Raw genomic sequence first — 24335 nt, forward strand, 5'->3', positions numbered from 1 at the left:
GATCTAAATGAAAAAGGTTACCTCTCTTCAGGAAATGATCGTCTGCACCGGATGGATGATATATCGAAAATTCTCCATAGCCTTCGCCGGAGTCTCCGAAACACGGTTCCAATGATGGTAGAAACTGAACGGGAATTTAAACAGATGGCCGAAGTCCCAATCGATGACAGCCCCGTCGATACCCGCCCAGTACTCCGGCTGGTGCGGCAGCCAAGCCGATCTTGGAGCCTCCACGAGTGGCAGCCGATCCACCGGAGACACGATTCGGATCGGCTCTGCAGGATCCAGCTGGCTGCTGGCACGGAGCACCTTCACGATTTTGAGCAGACCCGGCAAGCCTCTGTGGAAATAATCATGATGGCCAAGATCGTACAAAATGTTTAAGGCATGCGAGTACGTCAGCATATGCCCCATCAAGTCATGATGGGCTTCTGCGCGGTAGATCACCGAATAAGAGGCCAGCTCGTTTAAAATGAAGGCCGACAGCTGATCGCCGTCCGTTATTTCCGATATCCCATCAAGTTCATCCAGGGTCAACCGTTTGACCTCGGCAGCAGAATATCCGATCCAGGACCTTCCCGGAATCGTCTTCGTGAAAGAGGCCATTAATTCCGCGATATCGGCTGCTTCATGCCGTAGACCGCCTCCAAGCTCGTGGAGTGCAGCCAGGCTTATTGCGGCATAGATCACATTGTGCCCGACCCAGTGCAGCCCATCAATCGTAACGTCAAGGGCCGCAAGAATCCTTGATTCGGCACTTTTCACACTCAAGCTTTCCCCTGTCACCGTTCCCGACTGCAAATACTTGGCGATCATCCTTTGGTTCTCCGCCGTAACGGCCTCCTCGACCTTCCCGGGCAAATGGTTTGCCTTTACAAAAAAATAACCCGCGATCGCGGCCGCTCCGTAATGAGCCTGCCAAATATCCCCTGTTAGCATTCTGCACTGCGACAGTATGGATAATCCGTCCCCAAGAATCGCTCTGTCCTTATCGCTCATCCTGACCCCCCGATCCCTCTTGACATTCACCTAACATCTGTGTGATGATACTCATCAAATCATCTTGTTCTCTATTCACATTCGAACAGAGCTGCACAGATGAATTTAAGAACAACATACCACACGGCTATGAGAAGAAATAGTAGCTTATCTCTTGAGGTCCAAGCGAACCGGCGAATGGTGCGAGGCCCGGTACTCCGGAATAAGTGAATGGATCTTCTCGCTTCAACCCGAACCTCCGATCTGTGCCGGAGCAGTAGGCCTTGACGGCTCTCCACCGTTACTTTGGGAGATATGGCAGGGATAATGGTGCGTTTCCCCATTTCCGCGTCATGCTAAAGAGCGACCGTACGGTCGAATTTGGGTGGTACCGCGAAAGTTACACTTCGTCCCATAGAGGGATGAGGTGTTTTTGTGTTGTTCGCAAACAATCAGGAGGTGGTTTTTATGCAACGATTATTGTCAGGCATCAAGCCGAGCGGAGATTTGAATATTGGCGGATATGGAGGTGCCCTCCGTCAATATGTGAAGCTGCAGCATGAGTATGAGTCCTATTTCTTCGTGCCGGATCTGCATGCGATCACGGTCTATCAGGATCCCATGGAGCTGCACCAGCGCACGCGGGACATTGCCGCGCTGTACATTGCGTCGGGCATTGACCCCGATAAAGCGACGATCTTTCTGCAATCGCAGGTCCCTGCGCATGTAGAGCTCGGGTGGTTGCTGGAGACGCAGGCGCATTTTGGTGAATTAAAGCGCATGACCCAATTCAAGGAGAAATCGGACGGAAAGGATACCGTAAGCTCCGCATTGTTTACGTATCCGGTCCTGATGGCTGCCGATGTGCTGCTCTACCAGGCTACGCACGTGCCTGTCGGCGACGACCAGAAGCAGCATCTGGAGCTGACCCGCGATGTGGCCGAGCGCTTCAACAACCGGTATGGCCGCACGTTTGCGGTGCCTGAGCCGATCATTCAGGATATTGGCTCCCGCGTCATGGGGCTTGACGATCCGTCCAAGAAGATGAGCAAAAGCAACCCGAATAAGAACAGCTGCGTCCACATGATGGATACGCCGGAGGATATCCGCAAGAAGTTCTCCAGGGCCGTTACCGACTCCGATGGCCAGGTCCGGCATGACTGGGAGCAGAAGCCGGCGGTCAGCAATCTGATTGAAATATATTCCGTATTCTCCGAGGAAGCCATCTCCGTCATCGAGAAACGGTATGAAGGCCAAGGATACGGTACGTTCAAGAAGGAATTAGCCGAAGTGGTCATCGAGAAACTTCAACCGATCCAGGAGAGGTTCCATCAAATCGTGAATTCCTCCGAGCTTGATCGCATTTTGATGGACGGAGCGAAGCGGGCTTCCGAAACCGCAGTCACGACACTGCTTGCCGCCAAGAAAGCGATGGGATTGGTCACGTTCTGAAAGAACCGAGAGGGCGTCCCCTTAATTACTGATCCTTATCGGGAATCAGAACAAGGGACGCCCTGCTTATTTTTGTCGGCTGGCCTTTTTATGTTGTACATAAGCGTCTACACCGCTTTAGTCTGTCCTGCCTCGCTATAACCCATGGTTCTTCTGATTCCCGACTTGTTTATTAGATGCCTGCCATGTCGCTGTCGCCCCCTTGACATCATCTCCCTATCGTAACCGTAATCTTATTCCCTTGATCAGGAACGGTGATCGCCAAGATGCCGCTCTTCGAATCCGGGAAAGGACGCAGCTCGATTTGATAAGTGTTCGTACCGGCGACCGCCACGTCGCTTGTGGATATCGACTCCAGATGGGGATGGTAAATCAATGTCTCTCCAACGGATGAAACGAAATCTATACTTAAACTGCCGGTATCATGATCATAACGGTATGCTGAGAGCACGCCGGCTGTCGCTTGCGGATACGCGCGATTCAACGCCTTGGCATATGGGGCTTCCTTGAAGCCGTCGCACCAGCACCAGTATGTATTGCTCCAAAGATACCGCTCCAATATCGCAATGATCTGCCTGGAAAGCTGAAAGGTTGCCGGATGCTGGGAGAAAGCTCCCCATTCCCCGACCAGGACCGGCACGTTCAACCGTTCCTGCACCTTGCGATGGGTAGCAAAAATCAGCTCGACGCGATCCTGATTATAAATGTCATAATGCTCCGTATCGACCACCAGATCATAGCCGTGCGGTGCGAACACCTGATGGTGTAAGGTTTGACCGGCTGGATCCTGCACAAGCTGCAAGCCGGACTCGATCCCCATGTTCGAAAAATAGCTCGTTTCCAGCATCAAAAATCCGTCCGGGGAAACGGAGCGAATGGCTGCCGCTGTCTTGTTGAAAAAGGGCGCGAGAACCTCCCGTTCGAAGATTTGCGATACTTCTCTGGCGCTGTCGACGAGTATGCGGTACGTATCCATCTCTGCCATCCCGGCAAGAACCTCCAGCCTCTTTTCCTCGTCAAACCAGAGTCCGGCAAGCTGCTCCATGTTCGGGTCGGCTATCCCCATCACATGACCCGCATATGCGGCAATGATGGTGCCGAGCACCTCCTGTCCGCTTGTTCCGGGGTACGGCTCGTTCATCAGGTCATAACCGATAATATTCGGGCAATCAGCCATAAACTGTGCCGCATGCTTCCACATCGCTGCATAGTGATCCTGCAGGCCGATCCCGTCGGAAGCGGGCGTATTCCGCCAGAAGTGATCCAGAGCACGGTTCACAGCCGGACTTTCCAGGTAGGCGTCACTCCATATATGTCCGGTAACATGAGGAAGATCATCGGAGAGGGTCGCCCACGCCGGAGCCCCGTCGCCGTAGTGCACGCTGTACAAATCCTGATGCATATCCAGAAAAACATAGAGATCATGCTGATCAGCCCATATAACCTGCTGCTTGATTCTGCTCAGATATGCATCGTCGTAGACCCCAGGCTCCGGCTCGACGCCATCCCATATTAAACCTAGACGGATAACGTTAAAGCCTTGTTCGCGAAACCAGGCGAACAAAGAGGCATCACAGGGCTCAACATATCCTTTTGCCTTGTCCTTGCATACGAGATTGATGCCGTTCAGGATCACTTGAGCGCCGTCTTCATTCAAGAATCGTTGCCCGTCGACCACTATTTTTTTCATGTCTGCTTCCCCCTACCGTTCTTCTACCGGAATGTAAATTTCAATGTAATGATTGTCGTACTGGTTATAAAGATTGACTTCAAGAGAATGGCCTGCGATCGTTAGTCCGCGATTGCGAATGAAAGCTTTCATCTGATCATAGTGATGGTCCATCTTGGCATAGTCGTCCCTGCCGATAATCACGCATTTTCTGGCACAGTAGCGAGGCTCCAGTCTCTGAAAGACGGAAGAGTCATCCTCCATCGGGAAGGTGGACAGAATGCCATTGTACAGGTAATTGTGATAACGGCCTGCGTTAAGGTTATCTTGGGACACAATCGATATGGTATGGCAGAATGCAAGCCATTCCTTGGCATTGATTCTGCGTATCTGTTGCTGCACTTTGCTCCCGAGTCCCTGATCACCGCTCTCCATGATTGAATCGGTAAGGAGCACCCAGCTCGGGTGGCTTAGCACAAGCTCAATGACCTCCGTGTTATCGAACCGTTGCAGCTGAACATTAAGCACTTCCAGCTTGTGAGACAGGTGTTTCAAATAAGTCCGCTGGCGATCGATGTCTTGACGCTTGTCGGAGAGCAGCCTGCGCATAGCCTTTAGGCTGTTGTCCCGGAGCAGCGCTTGGATTCGCTCGATCGACACATCCATTGCCCGCAGCATTCGAATCGTGATAAGTGAATCGAACTGCTCAAGATCATAATAGCGGTACTTGTTGGCGTCCCGATTGCGGGAATGAAGCAGTCCGATCTTATCGTAATAACGCAAGGTATCGATCGGGATATCCAGAATTTTGGACACTTCGCCAATCGTAAAATTCAAATTTAACGCCGGTTCCTTCACATCTTCACCCCCCCTCTTCTGGCATTATTGCTGAACGCGGAGATGTCATCCTCTTTTTTCTTATCAAAAGGATACATCGCCAGCGGAATTAATCCGAGGAGAAAAGCGGCTAATGGAATCAAGCCGGTTGCTACCCGAATGCCGAGCATGGCGGACTCGGACTGTTCCGCCGCAAGACCGTCATATCCGTATGCCCCGATCACATTAATGAAGATAACCGTCTGCAGGCTGGAGAAGGCGACCGTGAATAACGAGAACAATCCGTTGAACAGCCCGGTTTTCCGCACGCCGGTCGTGCGCTCATTTTCGTCGATGAGCAGCGCCCCGACCGGAGATATTGCCGTTCGGAGATAATTCACGGCAAAAACGATCAGAACGTAGGATGCCGCCGCGGTCCATATGCCGTAAGCAAGAAAAATCCCGCCGTATCCGAGCACCACAAAGATGGTCCCCAGGTATACACTCTTCTTCGTTCCATTTTTCTTGACGATAGATCCCATGACCGGCAAGAACAAGAGCGCGATCACATGCGTACTCACATCGATGACGGTAGCTTCGATACCCGTTGATTGCACTACGCTGTCCATGTAGTAGAGAAATGGCGTAAAGTAGAAAAACACGGGGCCGGTGACGATGGTAAATATAATAAAGGTGAGGAAAGGCCTTGATTTGATGATCTGCCAGGCTTCTTTGTAAACCTCTTTTGTATCGATATGCTGCTTATCCAGTGATTCGTACATTAACGCATCTTCTCTCAGTCCCCTCAGGGCCCAGGTGAAGAATATCGCTTCCGCCACGATTACGGCAGAGAAGATCGGGATGATCACCTCCTGCTTTCCGTCCCCAACGAGCAGCAGCGTCGGAATCAAGGTGATCAGAAATGACATCGCCTGGGATAAATAGTTCTGGATCACACCAACATCGATGCGTTCCTCCTTGGTTGGAGCAGCGATCAGCATAAACGATTGATAGGCTATACTGTAAGCGGTTGCAGCCGTGTCGTAAATAAATAACAACGCGGTATACAGCAGAAAGATCAACCACTGATCCCATGCCGGATTAGACAGCATCATGAGGAAGGAGGAAACGATCATGAACGGCACCGTCACTCTCATGATATAGACGTATTTCCCACGCTGCGCGCGATGCCTCATTCGATCGATCCATACGCCAAGCACCGGGTCGTTAATCGCGTTCCAGATGTTATAGATAATGTACACCCAAGCGACATACTTCGGACTGAGACCGATGATATCCGTGTAATACTTCAAGAACACATTGTGGATGAGCACTCCCCCGACTGACAGGATCGGACCAGGAAGAGCCAGACGCCATTTCTCCCCTAGAGTCAGTCCGGTAGCAGTGAAGCGAAAGGCTTGCCGCAAGGCACTTCGCGCTTTACCTAACATTTACCATCCCCCGATCGTTCAACGTTTCAACCAGATCCTGTATCTTGAACTCATTGTAAACCATGGAGTAACTCCAGATGAAATAGCTTTGTTCATTTTTTCCAATAGATTTTTCGCCGGAAGAACGGGTTTTAGACTAATGAAAAAAAAGGAGCCTTGCTGTTCAAGCAAGCCCCTGATCGCTTATAGCCGGCCATCCTATGTGCAGTACAAGGAGACCCTGCCATTAAATTTAAATATAGCTCTGCGTATCTCTGTTTCTTGCGAATTTGTAGGTTGCAATCAGCGATAAGGCCAAGGCAAAAGCCAGCAGAATCGCCACGTTCAGAATCACGTCGGTCAGGCCGCTTCCTTGCTGAAGCTTGCCGAACGTATCGAGCAGCCAATACTGCGGCAGGAAATCGGCGATTCGCTGAATCGCTTCGGGCATCACGGAGAGCGGGAATACACACCCCGCCAGCAGCGATGTCGGCATGATCACCATCGTCTGGATTCCGTTAGCCATCATGGTGCTGTCCGAGAACGCGACAATGACCTGCGATAAACTAACCGCGACCAGAGCGAACAGCGACAGAATCAGAAACATCTGCCATAATGGAATGCCTGGCTCGATATGAAAGAACCGGGTCATGACGAACAAGGTGGCCGCAATCTGGATCATCATCAGAACGATGTTCACGATGGCATTCGAGAAGACGTAACTGCGGGCCGTAATAGGCGACGATAAGAGTCTATAGTACGTACGGTTCTCGCGATCCCGGATCGTCAATGCCGATAGATTCACGGCGGAGAATAACATGAACACAACCAAGTAACCGATCGTCCGGTTGGTCATATCATGATTGGCCGATTGATCCGCAACCATAGTCGTGGACAATTGAAACGTAGAACTGCGGTAACCGCTGTATAATTCGTTAAACGCGGCGGCGTCGCCACCCGCTATAACCCCCAAGGATGAAATATTCTGGACGTACGCGTTCAGATACGATTTGACATACCCCGTAACCTGAGCGCCCTTAATCGACTCGATCCGGACCGGCTCGGGTGTCCCCTGAAATAGGCCTTTCGCAAACCCTTCGGGGAAGATCAGCACCGCATCCAGCTCACCCGACACAACCAAGTCATCCGCTTCCGATTCCCTAATGACCGATGCCTCGGTATGCTCCAATTGAGCAACAAAATCGATCGTATCTTGCGTGACCTTCTGTTCAATATCGTGATTCACGATGCCAAGGGTAACGGAGGTATCGCCGGAGCCCTTGTAGATTAAGGTGGATAGCAGAATGCCGACAATAGGAAGCGCAATAACGAGCAGCAGATTTTTATAATCCTTCAACGAGGTCAATATCGTCTTTCGAATGAGCCAGAGCATATCCTTCGACATTACAGCCCCTCCCTTCTTCGCATCGAAATCATGGCTACCGCCAGCAGCAGGATGGAAATACCGATATTCAGCATCATCGCATGCATGGCTGCCGACCCACTGCCTGAATAAATGAGCTGCAGCAGAGCTTCATTGGACCAATGCAAGGGAGAATACGTTGCGGCCTCCCTCATGAATCCCGTTGTGCTTGCAACCGGCGTATACCCTCCGCCAAAGAACGCAGCCAGTTGAATAATGACCATGATGACAGCTCCGGCTGCATTTCCCTTCAGCACGTAACTGATGCCGAGCCCGAGGCTGAGCGCAAACAGGATCTCGGTGAACAACACCAGGAATACCATGATGGGGTTCTCCCCCCAGTAGGCATTGAACATATATTTGCTGATCAGCACGACGATGATGACAAATACGGCATTGATTGCGAGCGTGCCCGTTATTTTTCCGGCAAAAATCTCGGCTTTCGTCACCGGTGAAGCCAATAGGCGCTGTGCGGTGTTTCGCTTTCGCTCACTATCGATGAGTCCGCCTGCCGTCAAGGCGCTGTACAGGATGATCATCGTGGTAACCGCAATCGAAAAATAATCAAGCGAACCCGGCTGCCTCACTCCCTGAATGGAAGACTCCAGCACATAGCTCCCTCCATCATGAACAAGCGGCTTGCTCTCATATTCCGGATCGATCTTCGCGGCTTCCGCTGACAGCCGATACCGGTCGGCAAAGGCGGACAGCATCCCTTGCACAATCCCGTTCTCCATACTGTTGCGGCTGTTCCCCTCATATCGGATGCCTTGGCCGTCTATTTCCACGTAACCGGTGTACCGGTTGTTTCTCACTTCCCGCCCTCCGTCCATGCCTTCCTCGATCTGCTCAAAGGCCATGCCCGATGAGCGCTCCGCCTCCTGCATGAATGCCTGCCATTGCTCCGTAAGCGCGGGTTCTGCTCCATTGTTATGGTATAGCACCCGAATGTCTCCAATCGTGGTACTGCCGTTAAAAGCATTCGAAAGCGCCGTCCCTAGGATCAGAATGAGCAGCACCGGGGTTGCCAGCATAAATACCAGCATCTGTGGCTCCCGGACGATCTTCATCTCCTTCAGCGCGATTCTCAGCACGTTCATGTACTTCCACCTCCCTCTTCCTAAATCAGCTAATCCCGAAGGCTCCGGCCGGTCAGCGTCAGGAACACCGTTTCCAAATTCGGCTCGGACGCTTGAACGGAACGAATTTCAATGCCTTGCGCCATGAATTGCTGAATGATTTTATTAAGGTTATTGACCCCTGCGTCGGAGCTGATGTGCACGATATTCTCCTTCACTTCAACCGATTTGACGCCCGCGATCTCCTTCAACTTGTTCGCTTCAAGATGGGCGGCCGTTTGCACTTCGATCCCGATATCCTTCTGGTCCGTAATAATGGCCTTCAGCTGTGCCTTCGTGCCCTCTGCTATGATCTTGCCGTGGTCGATAATGGCAATCCGGGTGCAGAGCTCCTCCACTTCCTCCATATAATGGCTCGTGTACAGGATCGTGCTGCCCATCTCGTTCAGCTTCCTGACCGAGTTTAGGATATAGTTCCTCGATTGGGGATCGATGCCGACGGTTGGCTCATCCATGATGATCAGCTTCGGTCTGTGGGCAATCGCGCAAGCGATATTCAGTCGTCTCTTCATGCCGCCGGAGAAGCTTTTCGGGTACATCTTATGTTTGTCGCTAAGTCCGACGAAGGTAAGCGCCTCTTCGGTCCTGCTCCTAAGCTCCGATCCTCTCAGTCCATACAATCCGGCAAAAAAATGAACATTCTCATATGCGGTCAGATCCTCATAAATCGCAACCTCCTGCGGAACCATGCCGATCTGCTGCTTCGCGAACTTTCGATGCTTCGTCAGATTCTTGCCCAGAACATGAACCTCTCCCTTGGTCATGGGCATGAGTGACGATATGATATTGATGGTTGTGCTCTTGCCTGCTCCGTTCGCGCCCAGGAAGCCGAAAATCTCGCCTTCCCGTATGTTCAACGACAGCTGGTCTACCGCTATGAAATCCCCAAACTTCTTCGTGAGCCCTTTGATCTCCAGCACGTTCATACGTTTTTCGCCTCCATATTCCATCCACGCATCAGCCGGTGGACTTGATCTGCATTTATCGTACGAAAAAAGGATGCCCTTGCGATAGTGCACAAGTTCATCCTTACCCATGAGAATATTCATGTTGTTGACGATCCAAATCTTCACCCTTGTGGGGAATGTCTTGTTTGACCCGATATCCCTTATCCGCCAATTTCGGCTTACCGGGTTTTAGCTATAAGGAATTAAAGTGGTCACCGAAAAGCCGCCCGAGCCATCCACGATCACGGTTCCATTCACGACCGCGGCGCGTTCCTCCATGCCTATGATTCCAAGACCCTTGATTACCTTCTGCATGCCCTTGCCGTTGTCGCTGACCTTGGCCTTGATCATGGTGCCCAGAACTTCGATATGTAACGAGACTGCCGTTGCATTCGCATACTTCATCGTATTGGTTAACGCTTCCTGGGTGTTATCCTGAATGATTTTCCACTGAAGCGGCGTAATCACATCCATATTGCCCTCATGCGTTAGTACGGTCTTGATCGAGTGCTGGGCGGAGAACTCCTCCAGAAATAAACGCATTCGGTTGATGCCGAGCTGCTCCGTCGGAGGCTTTACGTTCTTTAGAACCAGCCTGATGCTCTCAATGCCTTCTTTGGAGATGGATATGGCATTCTGCAGCAGCTCGGCGGATTTGTCCGGATTCGATGTCATCAAGCGCTTGGCCGCTTCCATCTGAATCAACGCTCCCGTCATCGAGTGCCCGATCTTGTCATGAATTTCCTGGGACAGCCGATTTCGCTCTTCCAGCTTGAACATATATTCAAACTGCCGGATGTATTCATTATTTTCGCTCAGCCGCTGGGTCAACCGATCCAGTTCGCGATGCATCTGCTCGTTCTGCTCCTGGTAGGATACGGCCCGGTTAACAAAGGTTCTGAGCATCGTAAGATAAATATAGGATAATACGGATGTATAAACATAGGGCATGACGAGCCACTGAGGCACGATAAACGCTGGAACCAGCAAGGGGATCAGGATCATCCAGCTCCTGCGAACGTAAAGCGACAACAGCTCGTACAGATTCACGGGAAGCAGCATGAACAACAGCGGATGGATGTAGAGTGAGGAAGCCGCGACGACAAGAACAGCAAGCAGCATGAGGTACGGTTGTATATTCCGGTTCTTGAAAATATAGACGGATACATTAACGGACAGGTAGAGAAGAACGGCTAATATATACCACGGGGTTATCCCATGGCCAGATGCATAAGACTGGCCGATAACATACAGTAACAGTATGGCTTTTAACCCGATGATCCACGATTCGGCATAATTTCGGCGTTCGCTCACTTATTCACTTCCCCCGTCAGATAAAAAATCGCAATTTGGGTCCGATGCTCAAGACCCGTCTTGCTGAGAATCGAAGTAATATGATTGGCAATCGTGCCTTCGGAAATAAACAGCTTCTTCGAGATTTCCTTGTTGGCGAGTCCTTTGGCGATGAGGGCCATAATATCCAGTTCCCTTTCGGTGAATAAGTTTCGGTCGAACTTGTCTGCCTTGTCTGTCTTATCAGGATTTCCGGGAGACAGCCCGGATTTGATTTTATCCAGTACGACGTCCTGCAGCACATGATGGCCGTGGTATACGGTTTTGATCGCATCGCGAATCCGTTCCGGGTCGTTATTCTTTAGCAGATAACCCTTGGCGCCATTCAGGATCGCATCGGTAATGTATTCATCGTCGTCGAACGTCGTTAAGATCAGCGTCTTGGTCTTGGTACGCTCCGTGAGCTGTTTCGTGGCCTCAACGCCATTCAGGTTCGGCATCCGGACATCCATCAGCGCCACATCCACTTCATGCGCTTCGCAATAGGCGACCGCTTCTTGTCCGTCTTCAACGGTTGCCACCACGTCGAACTCATCAAACGTCGCCAGAATGATCTTCATGCCTTCCCTGATAAATGAGTTATCGTCCGCAATGATCACTTTAATCTTCAATTTACGCTCACGCTCCCTTATTCAGGATTATACAGGCTGCCATCCTGAAGAACGATAGTATTTTATTCACTTGAATAAAGGGAGCAACGTCCTGATGCTGCGACTTTGGCCATGATCCCTTCCACATGAACCGGTCGGCTTGAGCAAACTATAAAAAGCAGTGCAGGGATAAACCCCGCACTGCTTAGGCGCCAACCTATTCTCTTAAGAAGCGGCCATCGATTTTCTTGGGTCTGAACGACTCCCTTTCTTGAATGTCGAGGCCAGCAGCAGAACAAGAAAACCTCCGGCTATGAACCACATTACCGCAGAATGCGAAGAAGATGGCGCGTACCCGTCAAAATACATCACATCCCGGAGAGCGGAAGCGGCAAATCGCAGCGGCGTCCAGGAGTACAGCCAATCCTGCGTCGCCTGCGGCAGAAACTCCGGCGCCATATTGAGAAGCGGCATCGAGAAGAACATCAGGAGCACCAAGATGCCCATGGCCGGTAGCCCGATCCAGTTCAGCAAGGTCGACTGAAGAAGGAAAAATGCCGACCCGGCCAGCCACAGCATCAGCCATACGCTGCCTCCGTTCGCAAGCTCCATGCCATACCAGGAGGAAGCCATCCAAACCAGAAAACCGGAGACCAGACCCGCCAGCAGCAAACCGGCAGCGCCTTGCAGCACAATCGCGATTCCCCTGCTGCTGCCGTCATTCACTGCTTTCTGCAGCGCCTGGAACAGGAACACGCTAAGGATCAGGCAGCCGATCCATAGAATCTGTATCAGCATTCCCGGCGCATTGCCGCTTGCGTGGTTCGCACCTACAGGATGAACGACTTCCTCATGAACCTCGAACGGGATGAGCAGAGCCTGCGCGGTTGTGACCGGCAGCATATCCGTCTGCGAGCCGATCATGGTCAACGCCTGCTTGGAGAGCTCCGCTCCCGCCATTTTCATCGCTTGCCCCAGCATCTGTCTCACCGCAGTGGATGCCTGCGTGCTCATCCCCTCATTCGCCAGCACCTGCACCACAGCGGGCTTCGGAGCAGGCGACTGCAGCGACAAGATGCCGGCGCTTAAGTCCTCAGGCAGCACAAGGGCGCCGTAATACTTCTGGCTGTCGAGCCCTTCCCGCGCTTCCGCTTCCGAATTCACGATCTCCCAATGAATGGGCAGCTGCGAGTTTGCCTGCAGCATTCCTTTCATCATGTCACCGACAGCGAGGGTTTCGCCGCTTGGCAACTCAACCGGCTGATCCAAGGCGACAAGCGCAACGGGAAGCGACTTCGGCTTCGCTCCCGCGATCGACCCCATCATGGCTACGCCGAAGATGGCCAGCACCAGAAGGACAGCCAATGCGCCGATCCACAGCATTTTTTGTCTTAAGAACCCCATATCCACCACTCCTCGTTAATGAACAGACTGTTGATTAATGATCACAGCGTTAATTATAATGAAGGGAGTGATTTGTTCAATCATCAGCTTTCAGCGGAGTGTTCATTACTCATCAGTGTACGAGCCTTCTGTTGATTAAGTCTTCACATTCGTACTGGGGGGAATTCCTTGACAAAAAAGACGGATCGCCGGCAAATCCGGACCAATCAGCTGTTGCGGCAAACCCTGTTTGAACTTATGGAGGAGAAACGGATAGATGCCATTACCGTGACCGATATCGCCAATCGCGCCAATATCAACCGTGGTACCTTCTACCTGCATTATCGGGATGTGCCGGATATGCTGGATAAGATCAAAGAAGAGGTGCTTCAAAAGATTGAGAACATCGTGGTTCATATCGATCCCAGGGATTCCAGGGACTATGCGGAAAAGGGAGAGCCTTATCCGGCGTCAGAACAAATATTCGAGGAGCTCGTCCGGCATGCCGACTTCTTCAAGGCTATTGTCGGCCCGAATGGGGACATTTCCTTCGTTCGGCAATTCAGGGAGTTCATGAAGGAGCATATGTTTGCCAAGCATGCGTTCAGAATGCCCACAGGCGGGAATCAGATCATTCCGAGCGATTACCTGATCGCGTATATGATCTCCGCCAATATCGGCTTGGTCATACACTGGATCGAGTCCGGGATGAACAAGTCCGCAAGAGAGATGGGCATCATGATGACGCAGCTGATCAATTACGGCCCGTTGATCACTTCAGGGATTACCCAAAAACAATAAGGGCACGCAAAAAAGAGAAGCGGGGATTCCCTCGCTTCCCTTCTATCGTTAGATGCATGTATACACATGCCCGTGTTCTAATTGATCAATTGCTTCACTAATTCGCGATTGCGCTCCTTGAATACCTCGTTATGCGAAGAGACCATCGCGTACTTCCTGGCATCCGGCTCAATGAACTGCTTCGCGCTGTTCACCGCGTTCGCGGCATCCTGGAAGGCGCCCGCAATCAGGTGCAGCTTCCCGTCAAAATGCAGGATGTCGCCGGCAGCATACAGTCCCGGTATGGAAGAATTACAGCTTGCGTTGCCCGCGATATAGTAGTCATCCACCCGGTGAATATCAAGGTTGCTGTTCTCCAGCAGCGACATATCCCGTTCATAGCCATGGTTAATGATGACCTCGTCTACCGCTAAATAGGAAACTTCCCCTGTGGCATTATTGGTCAATTCTACCCGCTCAATCACCTCATGATTATCCGAAGCAATGAGCTTCGTGATCGATGTATTAAGATGGCAGGTCGCCTTACTGTTCATCAGCTGCTCGACCTGGGCTTCATGGCCTGACAATTCGTCCTTGCGATAGGCCAGGTAGACCTTCTTCGCCACAGGCTCCAGCTCGTTCGCCCAATCTACGGCTGAATTCCCTCCGCCGGACACAATGACGGTTTTGCCCTTGAAATGCTGCAGGGATTTCACGGTGTAGTTCAGGTTCGACACTTCGAACCGCTCGGCTCCTTCAATCTCCAGCTTCTGCGGATTCAAGATGCCTCCGCCGACCGCCACGATGACCGTTTTGGACAAATGCACGCCGGAATTCGCGGTATGTAATTCGAACAGTCCTTCCTCATTGCGGGCGATCGATTCAACCTTCTCGTTTAACAGCACTTCGGGATTGAACGTCAGGCCTTGCTGAACCATTTGCTCGATCAGCTTCGCGCCCGGAATCGGCGTCAATCCGCCGACGTCCCATATCATTTTCTCCGGATACACGTGAACCTTTCCGCCAAGCATGGGCTGATATTCTATTATCTTGGTTTTCATGCCACGCAGTCCACTATAAAAAGCGGAATACAATCCCGCTGGTCCTCCGCCAATAACCGTTACATCAAATATCTCATTCCCACTCATGCGTTTCACTCCCGGTCTATGAATTAAAAGGCTGTTTGTGATCACCTTGTAACGTAAATGATTATCATTATCAATTAGTATACGTTGCCTTTGCCCTTTTTACAATCAAACATTTAGAAAAAATTCATTTTGTCACAATTTCGCCTAGATGTAGGCCTGTAATATTCCACTGAACTATATATGGGTATTTTTCGGCTGAAACATGAATATTATTTGAAATTTCCATTAAGATATTTATTGACAACGGTGCGGCCTCACATTATATTTATGGATGAAATTGAGAATCATTATCGTTTGATAGCTAACTACTCTGGAGGTGAAATGATGATTCGCCTAAGTACAGATCGAATAAGCGTCGGTTATGGCGAGAATCTGATATTGAATCGTCTTAACGTAGATATTCCCGATAAAAGAATCACGACCATCATTGGGCCTAATGGCTGCGGCAAATCCACTCTTTTGAAGGCTGTTACCCGCATCATTCCTTATCAATCCGGTGCAGCCATTCTGGACGGGGAAGAAATCGCAAAGATGAACACCAAGCTTCTGGCGAAGAAGCTGGCCATTCTGCCCCAGACTCCGGAAGGACCGGGCGGATTGACGGTTGGCGAACTGGTATCCTACGGGCGCTATCCCCATCAGCGCGGTTTTGGCCGCTTGACCAAGCAGGATATGGACGTCATCGACTGGGCACTCGAGGTTACCGGAACCCAGGATTATAAATACCGTTCGGTGGATGCCCTGTCCGGCGGACAGCGCCAGCGGGTATGGATTGCGATGGCACTCGCGCAGGAGACCGAAATGATCTTCCTCGACGAGCCGACCACGTACCTGGACATGGCGCATCAGCTGGAGATTCTGGAACTGCTCGAGAGGCTCAATATCGAACAAGAGCGGACCATCGTCATGGTTCTGCACGATTTGAACCAGGCTGCCCGATTCGCGGATTACATTATCGCAATGAAGGATGGAGATATCATTCAGGCCGGCGATCCGGAAGCCGTCATTTCGCACGAAGTATTAAAGAAAGTATTCCATATCGACGCAGAGATCGGCCGCGATCCGCGCACGGCGAAGCCGATCTGCATCACTTATAATCTATTAAAAGGGGAAAAAGAGGACATCCTCAAAACGGCGGAGCATAACGACAACTACGAAGAAGCTGCTCATCCCGTTTATCGTACTGCTGTTCATTCCTAGCGCTTGCGGCAATCCCGGAACCATTACATATGAGTCCGAGAACGGTCCCGCTTTAGGTGCCCGCCAATTCGCCGCGCGTGAGATTGTGTTATCCTCCAACGCGGGCGATCTGCTTGCACTCGGGTCAACATGGATTTACGGATACTTTATGCCGAACTTCCAAAGCTCTCATTGCACGCCCGCGGGTGTGATGGGGGCTTTTTCGATTCTGTGTTATATGGGTTTGGTTATGGCTGCTGTCATATCCGGGCTCATTTTCATAAAAATTAAGAGGACACCGCGTGAGTGCCCTCTTGAATCCAATTCTTCTGAACTTTGCTGTACCTCGCGCTTGTCTCACTTCTTCCCACGGTTTGCTGCCTCTTCGAGACGGCGAAACCGTTTCAGATCGGCTTTGCGAATCGGAAGCGGCTCTCGGCTCAGCAGTTTCACTACCGCAACGATCATCAGAAGCAGCAGTACGGTGAACGGCAATGCCGCAATCAGCGAAGCGGTCTGTAGGGCTTCAAGGCCACCTGCATACAGCAGGACGCCGGCAATGGCTGCCATCAGCGTGCCCCACACGATTTTTGCCGTTTGGGGAGGGTTCAAGCTGCCATAAGTGGTCATGCTGGCTAATATATACGTTGCCGAATCCGCGGACGTTACCAGGAACGTCAGTATAAGTATAATCGCCAGCACGTTCATGACGGAAGCGAAAGGCAATTGGTTGAACAATTGGAACAGCGCCGACGTGACATCCGCGTTAACGGCTGCCGCTATCCCGGTGTTCTCGTGCAGGTCAAACCAGATGGCCGTTCCGCCGAACACGGCGATCCAGAGACAGGCAATGACCGGCGGTACAACCATTACGCCCACAATGAATTCGCGAACCGTTCTTCCCTTGGATACCCTCGCCACGAAGGCTCCCACATACGGCGACCAAGCAATGGCCCACGCCCAGTAGAATATCGTCCATTCCCGTACCCATGTGCCTTCCGCATAGGGTTGGAGCCTTAAACTGTACGAAACGAAATTCGTAATATAGTCGCCAAGCGCTAATGTGAACGTCTCCAAGATGAATACGGAGGGTCCGCAGATAAACACAAACAATAAAAAGGCTAGCGCCATCCCGAGGTTCAGGTTGCTTAAGTATTTAATCCCCTTGTCCAATCCCGTCGTCGACGAGATCATGTAAGCGACAAAAATAATCCCCAGCATCAATAACTGCAGCCCTACGCCATTGTTAATTCCCATAATGGTATTCAACCCGCCGCTCATTTGCAGAACGCCAAGTCCGATCGAAGTAGCGATACCCATGACCGTTGCAATGACCGCCAGGATATCAATCACATTCTTGACGCTGCGCTTTGAACCGGTAACAGGCTCCAGCGCGGTAGACACCAGCCCATCCTTCTGCTTACGGAACTGTAGAAACGCAATCACAAGCCCGACTAGGGCAAACACGGACCATTGACTTATCCCCCAGTGAAAAAAGGAATAGCCCATAGCCACGCGTGCCGCTTCGACGCCTTGTGCTTCGACGCCTCCGAAGGGCGTCTTAAAAAAATGGCTCATGGGTTCGGCCACGCCCCAAAACACCAGCCCGACACCAAATCCTGCGGAGAACAGCATGCCGATCCAGGTGAAGAACGGGTACTCGGGCTTCTCCTTATCTCCGCCAAGGCGAATGGTGCCGTATTTGCTGGCCGCAACCCAGATCAGAAATATGATAATCGCAAAGATCGAGAGCATATAGAACCAGCCGAACGTATTCGTCGTAAATCTGTACAGATACCCTGCCACTTCACCGAAAGCCCCGGGCTTGACGGCCCCCAGAATAGCCAACACGGCAATAATGACAGCTGATACCGAAAACACGATATTCTTCAGTAAACTTCCTTTCACAAGCCCCACCTCAGCAAATAAGTCATCGTTTTCCCATACAGTATTTGTATTTAAACCAGAATTGATGTACTTAATCGCTGAACGCGTGCTGCATCGGGTACTCATCCGATCAAAGCTATCGTTTGTTATTTCCCCTTAGAATCTTGTTGAGATCCGATATACCGCTGGCCCAGAATGACCATCTGCTCCAACACCGCTTCAAACTGTCGGCCAAACATCGTTATCGAATACTCCACCTTGGGAGGCAGCTCATGAAACACCGTCCGCTTCACAATGCCGTTCTCCTCCAACTCCCGTAATTGCAAGGTCAGCACGTGACGTGATACTTCAGGTATTCTCCGGTGTAGCTCACCGAAACGGCGGGTTTCCTGAAACAGCTCATATAGTATTCGAGGCTTCCACTTTCCGCTAATCATGTGCAGGCCGACTTCAGCCGGACACCCAAAACTCTCATCCTGATAGGGCATATTGCTATTCCTCAACTCCCTTGGTCATGAATAGATGACTAGGTCACCATATTCTGCGTACTTACCATGGCTTTCTTTTTCAGATAGGCTATTGATTATCATCTTACAGAAAGAGGAGATACAATGAAACCATCAAATCCTTCAAAACCAGTTCGGAGGCCGGAAGATATGAATGCAGCTTTTGCAGACGCGTATAATAGCGGGGATATCGATCAACTGCTGGCACTGTATGAACCGAACGGCGTTCATGTCCGCCGAAACGGAAGCCTGGAAATCGGAATCCATTCCTTCCGCCATACGTTGGAGGAACTGCTGCGGCTCAAAGGCGCCATGGTCTCCACCAATGTATACTGTATCCCGTTTGAAAATATTGCTATGCTGCGCGCTCGGTTCACCCTGCAAACGACCGACCCGAATGGCCAACCGCTGGTGCTGCAAGGACATACCTCCGAGATCGTGAGACAACAGCCCGATGGAAGCTGGCTGTACATCGTGGACCATCCATTCGGTTCGGATACTTGGGAATGACCGTAAGATCCGTTATTTCGGTGGCACAAAAAAAGCAATCCGCCCTTGTCACGAACAAGCGGATTGCTTCTTGATATTCATTGCATCATTCCTTCACGAATTCCTTCGTGCTGCGCACCGTATCGATCGGGCGAACCATGCTCTCGATCTGCTCGCGCTTCGGCTCCAGGAATGGAGGCAGGGACAATTTTTCGCCCAGCGTTTCATACGGCTCATCCCCCATGAAGCCCGGACCGTCGGTGGCAAACTCGAACAGAATTTGCGGCGCGACGCGTGCGTACAGGGACTGGAAGAAATAGCGGTCGACAAAGCCCGACGTATGGAATTGGAAGTCGTCCAGACGCTTGATCCAGTGCTCCAGCACCGAACGGTCCTCTACCCGGAAGGCCGCGTGGTGAACGGTACCGAAGCCCTGCTGGGCCCGTGGGAGCACGGCGTTGTACTCGACAACCACCTGCGCGCCGTTGCCGCCTTCACCAACCTCAAACAGATGAAGCGAGCCTTCCTTGCCGATTTCCTTAAACTGAAGCACCTTCTCCATCACTTCTTTGAAATGATCGAAATTGGACACCCGCACAAAGACCGGGCCAAGTCCTGTAATCGCATGCTCCAAGGGAATCGGCCCCTTCTGCCAAGGCGTTCCCGAAGCCACGCCTTCATTGTTCTCGTCGGAGATGAGTTGATATTGCTGATCGTCGAAATCAACAAAAGCGAGTGTTTTTTTGCCGAATAACTCTTGAATGCCTTGATGCTTCACGTCCATCCGATCAAATCGCTTGACCCAATATTCCAGCGCCGCATCGTTAGGAACACGGAACGAGGTTTTGTAGATCTCGTCCGTACCGTGTCTGCCCTTCGGAATACCCGGGAAGTCGAAGAAGGTCATATCCGTGCCTGCACTGCCCTTGTCATCCGCAAAGAACAGATGGTATGTCTGAATATCGTCCTGGTTAACCGTCTTCTTCACGAGCCGCATGCCCAGCACATAGGTGAAGAACTCGTAGTTCTTCTCGGCACTGCTCGTAATGGCTGTTACGTGGTGAATTCCTTTTAATCCGTTCATAGTTAAACGCCTCCGTCTCTTATATTGTAAAGTGTGTGTCGAATCTGATTCATTTATTATTTCGATTTAAAACATCTTTAATTTAAGATAATAATATCACGGCTTTCCTATTCCGTCAAGCATCAACATTCTCAGCCATAACCAATAAAAAAACAGCCGGACATCAGATCCGGCTGTTCTATTCATTTCGCCCTTGGTCTCTATGGACCTATGAGCCTGTATTGGATAAACCAATGACGGGCAGCAGCTCGATGCGTCGATGCGTCTCCTCATGATACAACCATCCATCCCGAACATGGTCCACAAACAAAATGCCGTTCAGGTGATCAATCTCATGCTGCATGCATCTGGCCAGGTAATCCTCGCCTTTCAGGATTACCGTCTCGCCTTGCCGGTTCAATGTCTTCACCGTCACTTTGTCGGCTCTCTTCACGTATCCGTAGTAGCCCGGATAGGAGAGGCACGCTTCAGGGCCCATTTGTTCCCCGTTCATCTCCACGATTTCAGGATTAATCAGTTCGATCAGCCCTTCTCCGCAGTCCATGACAATAAGCCTTCGCAAAATGCCGATTTGCGGTGCTGCAAGGCCGGCGCGCCCATCGCTGTCGTACAGCGTCTCGACCATATCATCCAGTATCTTTAATACTCTGGCATTCACGGAATCGACCGGCCGGGCCACCTTGCGCAGGATGGGATCGCCGAATGGCACAATAGGTTTTACCGTCATTCACTTAAGCCCCCTTAGTTTTGGAAGGAGGTGTATGCACCCATAAGTCACTTGGAGTACACTCTAAGGTTGTGCAAAGGGCATCTAACGTCTCTGCCTTCATCTGCCTGGGCTGGTTCGTCAGCAATGCGCTAATGGAAGCAGCCGACAGGCTGTAATCCGCCTTCTCTTTCATCAGCCGCGCCAAAGCCGCTCCCGACCATATCCCTCTCTCTGCCATCACGTTACGTAACATCCATTCGAGCAAAGGGTCACCCTCCAGTTCATCAAAATATTAGCTTACACCTAATTTTATTAGGTATTGCCTAATATCTCAAGCCCATTTCTTTGGGGTTTGACAACAGTGGTGCTCTAGAGGTCCTGATGATCCTTCGCTTACACTTATTCGGAAGAGATATTTTAAGCAGGCTTGGATTCGTTCCGGGCCAGCTGTTTCTTAGCGTTCCCGGCTCTTCCTGCAAGGCTGGTCCCGATCACGCCGACAATGACGAGCGCTGCTCCGATGACATGATAGTAAGCCAGCTTTTCATTCAAGAAGGCGACGCCTCCAAAAATCGTGACCACGGTAGCCAGATTGTTAAAGATGCCCATCCGGGACGCCTCGATCTGGGACAAAGCATAGTTGGACAGAAGCGATGTTCCCAGGGAGGACAAGACGCCGAGATAAAGAACCGCCCACACGAAGGATGAGTGCATAAACGGGTCAAAATAATGGACGAGCGTCCCTTGCGCCGCATGCTGAGCGACCGACATCAGGTTAAACAGCACGAATCCGATCATCGACATGATGAAGGTGATATCCAGTACCGACTGCTTCTGCGTCATCCTGCGGGCCATCACGCTGTAAACGGCATTGGATAGCGCAGAGAGCAGAATCAGCACAATTCCGAGCGTGCTCGATTGCTCGAAGGACACGCCTTTCAACACAAAGATAGAGATGATTCCCGTTACCGACAACACGGTAAACAGCTTTTGTGCCCAGCTGGAGCGCTCCTTCAAGAACAGCGACGCCAAGATCAGCGTAAAGATCGGTACGGTAGCGTGGATAATTCCGGCCTCGGCCGAACTGGTATAGACTAACCCGAAGGTTTGCAGCGTAAAGAACAGGAACGGATAGAATATGGCCAGCGGCACGATGGTCAGCAGCCGTTTCAGATCCATCGGGACCTTTCTGCGGGCGATGAGGAGCCCCAGCGATGCGGCTAAGAACGAAATGGTAAACCGATGCGCCAGCGTATCCAGCGGGTTAGCATGGACCAGCGCCAGCTTTACGAACATAAACGAAAAACCAATGATAGCCGTATATCCCAAAGCGGCGGCATAGGCACGGCTTGTATGCGGTATATTCATGATTGTGTATCTCCTTCATCTTCTCTTTTTTATGTCTAACCTAGAGGGCCGGTGCATTTGTTACTTATCTTACGGCAGGAAAGACTTCGTTACGATTTGAAATAACGCTAACTGTACCGGTACAGTTAGCGCGATGAAGGAGGGTAACAACAAAATGGCTGTTTCCCGTCATCCGGGGATGACGGGAAACAGCCCCGTTATATATACTTCAACTTGCATTCTTTCATAACAGGCACCGGCGTTGCCGACCCCGTTATCGATATAAAAACCGTTAATCGCGTTCGACCGAAATCCAGCCATCGCCCTCGAGATGAAGCGTTGCGCCGAGCGTTTCGGCCATAAACCGGAGCGGAACGTAGGTAGATCCGTTGCTATGAACGAATGGCGCTTCCGGCAGCGTCACGCTTTTACCGCCAACGCTGGCTTTTTTGGAGCCTACGGTCACCACGATTTCTTCTCCCGTCAAATCATTGATGACTATAATTTTATTCGAGCCTTTGGTCCACTTCACTTCGGCATCCAGCTGATCTGCCAGGTAACGGAGCGGAACGAAGCTCTGATGGTTCTTCTTGATGGCGCCGTATCCAAAATCCTCGTTCGAGATATTCAAATACATCGACTTTTGGGTGATCTTCAGATCATCCTTCAACACGTTGTAGATGAGGGAATCCTTCTCGAAGTTCCGCAACACTTGACCCGGCGTCACGGATTCATTCAGGACGTCCAGCACGCCTTTGGACGTGTCGACCTTATTGGCTTTCACTGCGCCGCCGATATTCCAGACCTCACCTTCGGAATACACCTTGAAGGACTTTAATGGCAGGTCCTCGGATGCCGGAAGCGCGACGGTCAGCTCCAACGCATTCTTGCGCGTATTCAGCTGCTCGTCGAAGTAATAGTCCAGTTTGAGGATCGTATCCTTGCCGAAGACGGTTTCGGATCCCGGAAGCTCCTCCAATAACTGCTCCTTCTGTTCATCGTAGTTCTCCGTAAATTCGGTCAGTGCGCCATGCACCATCTCGTAGAGCGACGCGACGACCTCTTCCTTGGATTCCTGCGGCAGGAGTTCAACGTCTTCGCCGTATGCCTCGCCGATGCTGGTTATCATCGGATAAATGGCGTCATAACCATCACCGATTACCTGCTTCAAGCCGGCTTCGTCTTTAAGCAGGCTTTCGGCGAAAGGCTTAACCATGTTCAAAATCTCTTCGCCCGTAAGCTCCATCTGAAGATGCGTCAGGTTCAAGCTCTCTCCGTTCACCTTCTCCTGGACCGGCTTCACCGAAACTTTGGACGGGTTCGGGAAATGCTTCAGCACAAGTCCTGCTGCCTTCTTCACGACATCTTGAATCGCCTGCTCATACTGGCTGGTGCCCGGCATTCCCGGAACGGTTGTATCCATCGACAGATAGAACGGCTGCTTGGCGCCGTCCAATTGAATCGCCATTCCCTTGGCATCCATGGACAGATGAAGCGGAATCTTCTTGTCCGAATAATGAACGCTGCCTTGAATGGACACCGTATTGCTATCCTCCACGATGGCATGGTCGATATTCAAGGATAAGGAATTAATAAGATCAATCGCTTCTTTATCTTCAGACGATAGGGCCTTGTCCGCAGGCACCACCTCGAATCGAATACTTGCGCTGGATTCGCTGGATTTCACATCAAGACTGGTCAGCATCGCCTTGTTGATATCCAGTCCCCCGACGGCCTGACATCCTGTCATAACGACCAACACGGCTGCAATGAGTAAGGTCAACCATTTGAACTTCTTATACATTTTGATATTCGTCCCCTCCCAGGTCATAGGCTCATTTCTATTATGGGAAGGGAGGAAATGTTTGTAAATAGGTATTTAAGCCTCGTCATGTATGCACATGGGAAGGCGCTTCAAGATAGCATATATCGACTTTTTGCTATACACTGGGGAATGAAAATCATGACGGAACAGCGCACATTCATGAAGTGCGGTTTGAACAACCTTTTAAAGCGTGGTGAATCT

22 protein-coding genes and 1 other annotated feature are annotated in these 24335 nt (G+C 51.1%); of the genes, 4 read left to right on the forward strand and 18 right to left on the reverse strand.

The window, feature by feature from the left end:
• Positions 1-27: 27 nt before the first annotated feature.
• A complete protein-coding gene (locus tag RB298_RS06365) occupies positions 28-999 on the reverse strand; it encodes a hypothetical protein (protein ID WP_486046396.1) in 972 nt (323 codons plus the stop codon).
• Positions 1000-1119: 120 nt separating this feature from the next.
• Positions 1120-1396: a binding site (T-box leader), on the forward strand.
• Positions 1397-1446: 50 nt separating this feature from the next.
• Here RB298_RS06365 and trpS point away from each other — a divergent pair.
• Positions 1447-2430, forward strand: coding sequence for a tryptophan--tRNA ligase (trpS, locus tag RB298_RS06370; protein ID WP_486046398.1), 984 nt, complete (start codon positions 1447-1449; stop codon positions 2428-2430).
• 208 nt (positions 2431-2638) lie between these two features.
• On the opposite strand, the gene RB298_RS06375 is transcribed toward trpS, so the two are convergent.
• The 9 genes from RB298_RS06375 to RB298_RS06415 form a co-directional block, all read right to left on the reverse strand.
• Positions 2639-4120, reverse strand: coding sequence for a cellulase family glycosylhydrolase (locus RB298_RS06375; RefSeq protein WP_486046400.1), 1482 nt, complete (start codon positions 4118-4120; stop codon positions 2639-2641).
• Between the two features lie 12 nt (positions 4121-4132).
• Positions 4133-4957, reverse strand: coding sequence for a MerR family DNA-binding transcriptional regulator (locus RB298_RS06380; protein ID WP_486046402.1), 825 nt, complete (start codon positions 4955-4957; stop codon positions 4133-4135).
• On the reverse strand, positions 4954-6366 hold the full coding sequence (locus RB298_RS06385; protein WP_486046404.1) for an MFS transporter: 1413 nt from the start codon (positions 6364-6366) through the stop codon (positions 4954-4956). The genes RB298_RS06380 and RB298_RS06385 overlap by 4 nt, the downstream gene beginning before the upstream one ends.
• A gap of 232 nt (positions 6367-6598) precedes the next feature.
• On the reverse strand, positions 6599-7750 hold the full coding sequence (locus RB298_RS06390; protein ID WP_486046406.1) for an ABC transporter permease: 1152 nt from the start codon (positions 7748-7750) through the stop codon (positions 6599-6601).
• Positions 7750-8868 carry an ABC transporter permease gene (locus RB298_RS06395; RefSeq protein ID WP_486046408.1) on the reverse strand — a complete coding sequence of 373 codons (1119 nt, stop codon included), beginning with the start codon at positions 8866-8868 and terminating at the stop codon, positions 7750-7752. The genes RB298_RS06390 and RB298_RS06395 overlap by 1 nt, the downstream gene beginning before the upstream one ends.
• Positions 8869-8897: 29 nt before the next feature.
• On the reverse strand, positions 8898-9833 hold the full coding sequence (locus RB298_RS06400) for an ABC transporter ATP-binding protein (protein WP_486046410.1): 936 nt from the start codon (positions 9831-9833) through the stop codon (positions 8898-8900).
• 210 nt (positions 9834-10043) lie between these two features.
• On the reverse strand, positions 10044-11168 hold the full coding sequence (locus RB298_RS06405; RefSeq protein ID WP_486046412.1) for a sensor histidine kinase: 1125 nt from the start codon (positions 11166-11168) through the stop codon (positions 10044-10046).
• The gene (locus tag RB298_RS06410; RefSeq protein ID WP_486046414.1) at positions 11165-11818 is read right to left on the reverse strand and encodes a response regulator transcription factor; all 654 of its coding nucleotides are present in this window, start codon (positions 11816-11818) and stop codon (positions 11165-11167) included. The genes RB298_RS06405 and RB298_RS06410 overlap by 4 nt, the downstream gene beginning before the upstream one ends.
• 204 nt (positions 11819-12022) lie before the next feature.
• Positions 12023-13201: a YhgE/Pip domain-containing protein gene (locus RB298_RS06415; RefSeq protein ID WP_213580777.1), complete on the reverse strand. Its 1179-nt coding sequence runs from the start codon at positions 13199-13201 to the stop codon at positions 12023-12025.
• A 168-nt stretch (positions 13202-13369) separates the two neighbouring features.
• On the opposite strand from RB298_RS06415, the gene RB298_RS06420 reads away from it, so the two are divergent.
• Positions 13370-13981 (forward strand): TetR/AcrR family transcriptional regulator, encoded by a 612-nt coding sequence (locus RB298_RS06420; RefSeq protein WP_096775684.1) that lies wholly within the window; start codon positions 13370-13372, stop codon positions 13979-13981.
• Positions 13982-14058: 77 nt separating this feature from the next.
• On the opposite strand, the gene RB298_RS06425 is transcribed toward RB298_RS06420, so the two are convergent.
• Entirely contained in the window at positions 14059-15108 is a 1050-nt protein-coding gene (locus tag RB298_RS06425) for an NAD(P)/FAD-dependent oxidoreductase (protein WP_096775683.1), read from the reverse strand.
• Between the two features lie 324 nt (positions 15109-15432).
• On the opposite strand from RB298_RS06425, the gene RB298_RS06430 reads away from it, so the two are divergent.
• Complete coding sequence (locus RB298_RS06430; protein ID WP_096775682.1) at positions 15433-16308, forward strand: ABC transporter ATP-binding protein; 876 nt, start codon at positions 15433-15435, stop codon at positions 16306-16308.
• A 336-nt stretch (positions 16309-16644) separates the two neighbouring features.
• On the opposite strand, the gene RB298_RS06435 is transcribed toward RB298_RS06430, so the two are convergent.
• Complete coding sequence (locus RB298_RS06435; protein ID WP_096775681.1) at positions 16645-18195, reverse strand: BCCT family transporter; 1551 nt, start codon at positions 18193-18195, stop codon at positions 16645-16647.
• 125 nt (positions 18196-18320) lie between these two features.
• On the reverse strand, positions 18321-18662 hold the full coding sequence (locus RB298_RS06440) for a winged helix-turn-helix transcriptional regulator (protein ID WP_486046418.1): 342 nt from the start codon (positions 18660-18662) through the stop codon (positions 18321-18323).
• A 168-nt stretch (positions 18663-18830) separates the two neighbouring features.
• Between RB298_RS06440 and RB298_RS06445 the strand changes: the two genes are divergently transcribed.
• Positions 18831-19190, forward strand: a complete 360-nt coding sequence (locus tag RB298_RS06445) for a YybH family protein (protein ID WP_486046420.1) — start codon at positions 18831-18833, stop codon at positions 19188-19190.
• Between the two features lie 85 nt (positions 19191-19275).
• On the opposite strand, the gene RB298_RS06450 is transcribed toward RB298_RS06445, so the two are convergent.
• The 5 genes from RB298_RS06450 to RB298_RS06470 all read right to left on the reverse strand — a co-directional run bounded on the left by RB298_RS06450 (position 19276) and on the right by RB298_RS06470 (position 24113).
• A complete protein-coding gene (locus tag RB298_RS06450) occupies positions 19276-20253 on the reverse strand; it encodes a ring-cleaving dioxygenase (protein WP_090909696.1) in 978 nt (325 codons plus the stop codon).
• 208 nt (positions 20254-20461) lie between these two features.
• Entirely contained in the window at positions 20462-20980 is a 519-nt protein-coding gene (gene def, locus RB298_RS06455) for a peptide deformylase (protein ID WP_096775678.1), read from the reverse strand.
• Positions 20981-20984: 4 nt separating this feature from the next.
• A complete protein-coding gene (locus tag RB298_RS06460) occupies positions 20985-21227 on the reverse strand; it encodes a helix-turn-helix domain-containing protein (RefSeq protein ID WP_036659432.1) in 243 nt (80 codons plus the stop codon).
• A gap of 152 nt (positions 21228-21379) precedes the next feature.
• On the reverse strand, positions 21380-22324 hold the full coding sequence (locus RB298_RS06465) for a DMT family transporter (protein WP_176502503.1): 945 nt from the start codon (positions 22322-22324) through the stop codon (positions 21380-21382).
• A 277-nt stretch (positions 22325-22601) separates the two neighbouring features.
• Positions 22602-24113 (reverse strand): copper amine oxidase N-terminal domain-containing protein, encoded by a 1512-nt coding sequence (locus tag RB298_RS06470; protein ID WP_486046423.1) that lies wholly within the window; start codon positions 24111-24113, stop codon positions 22602-22604.
• Between the last annotated feature and the right edge of the window lie 222 nt (positions 24114-24335).

Source organism: Priestia sp. BR_2 (genome assembly GCF_041954005.1).
Lineage (GTDB): Bacteria > Bacillota > Bacilli > Paenibacillales > Paenibacillaceae > Paenibacillus_AQ > Paenibacillus_AQ lautus_A.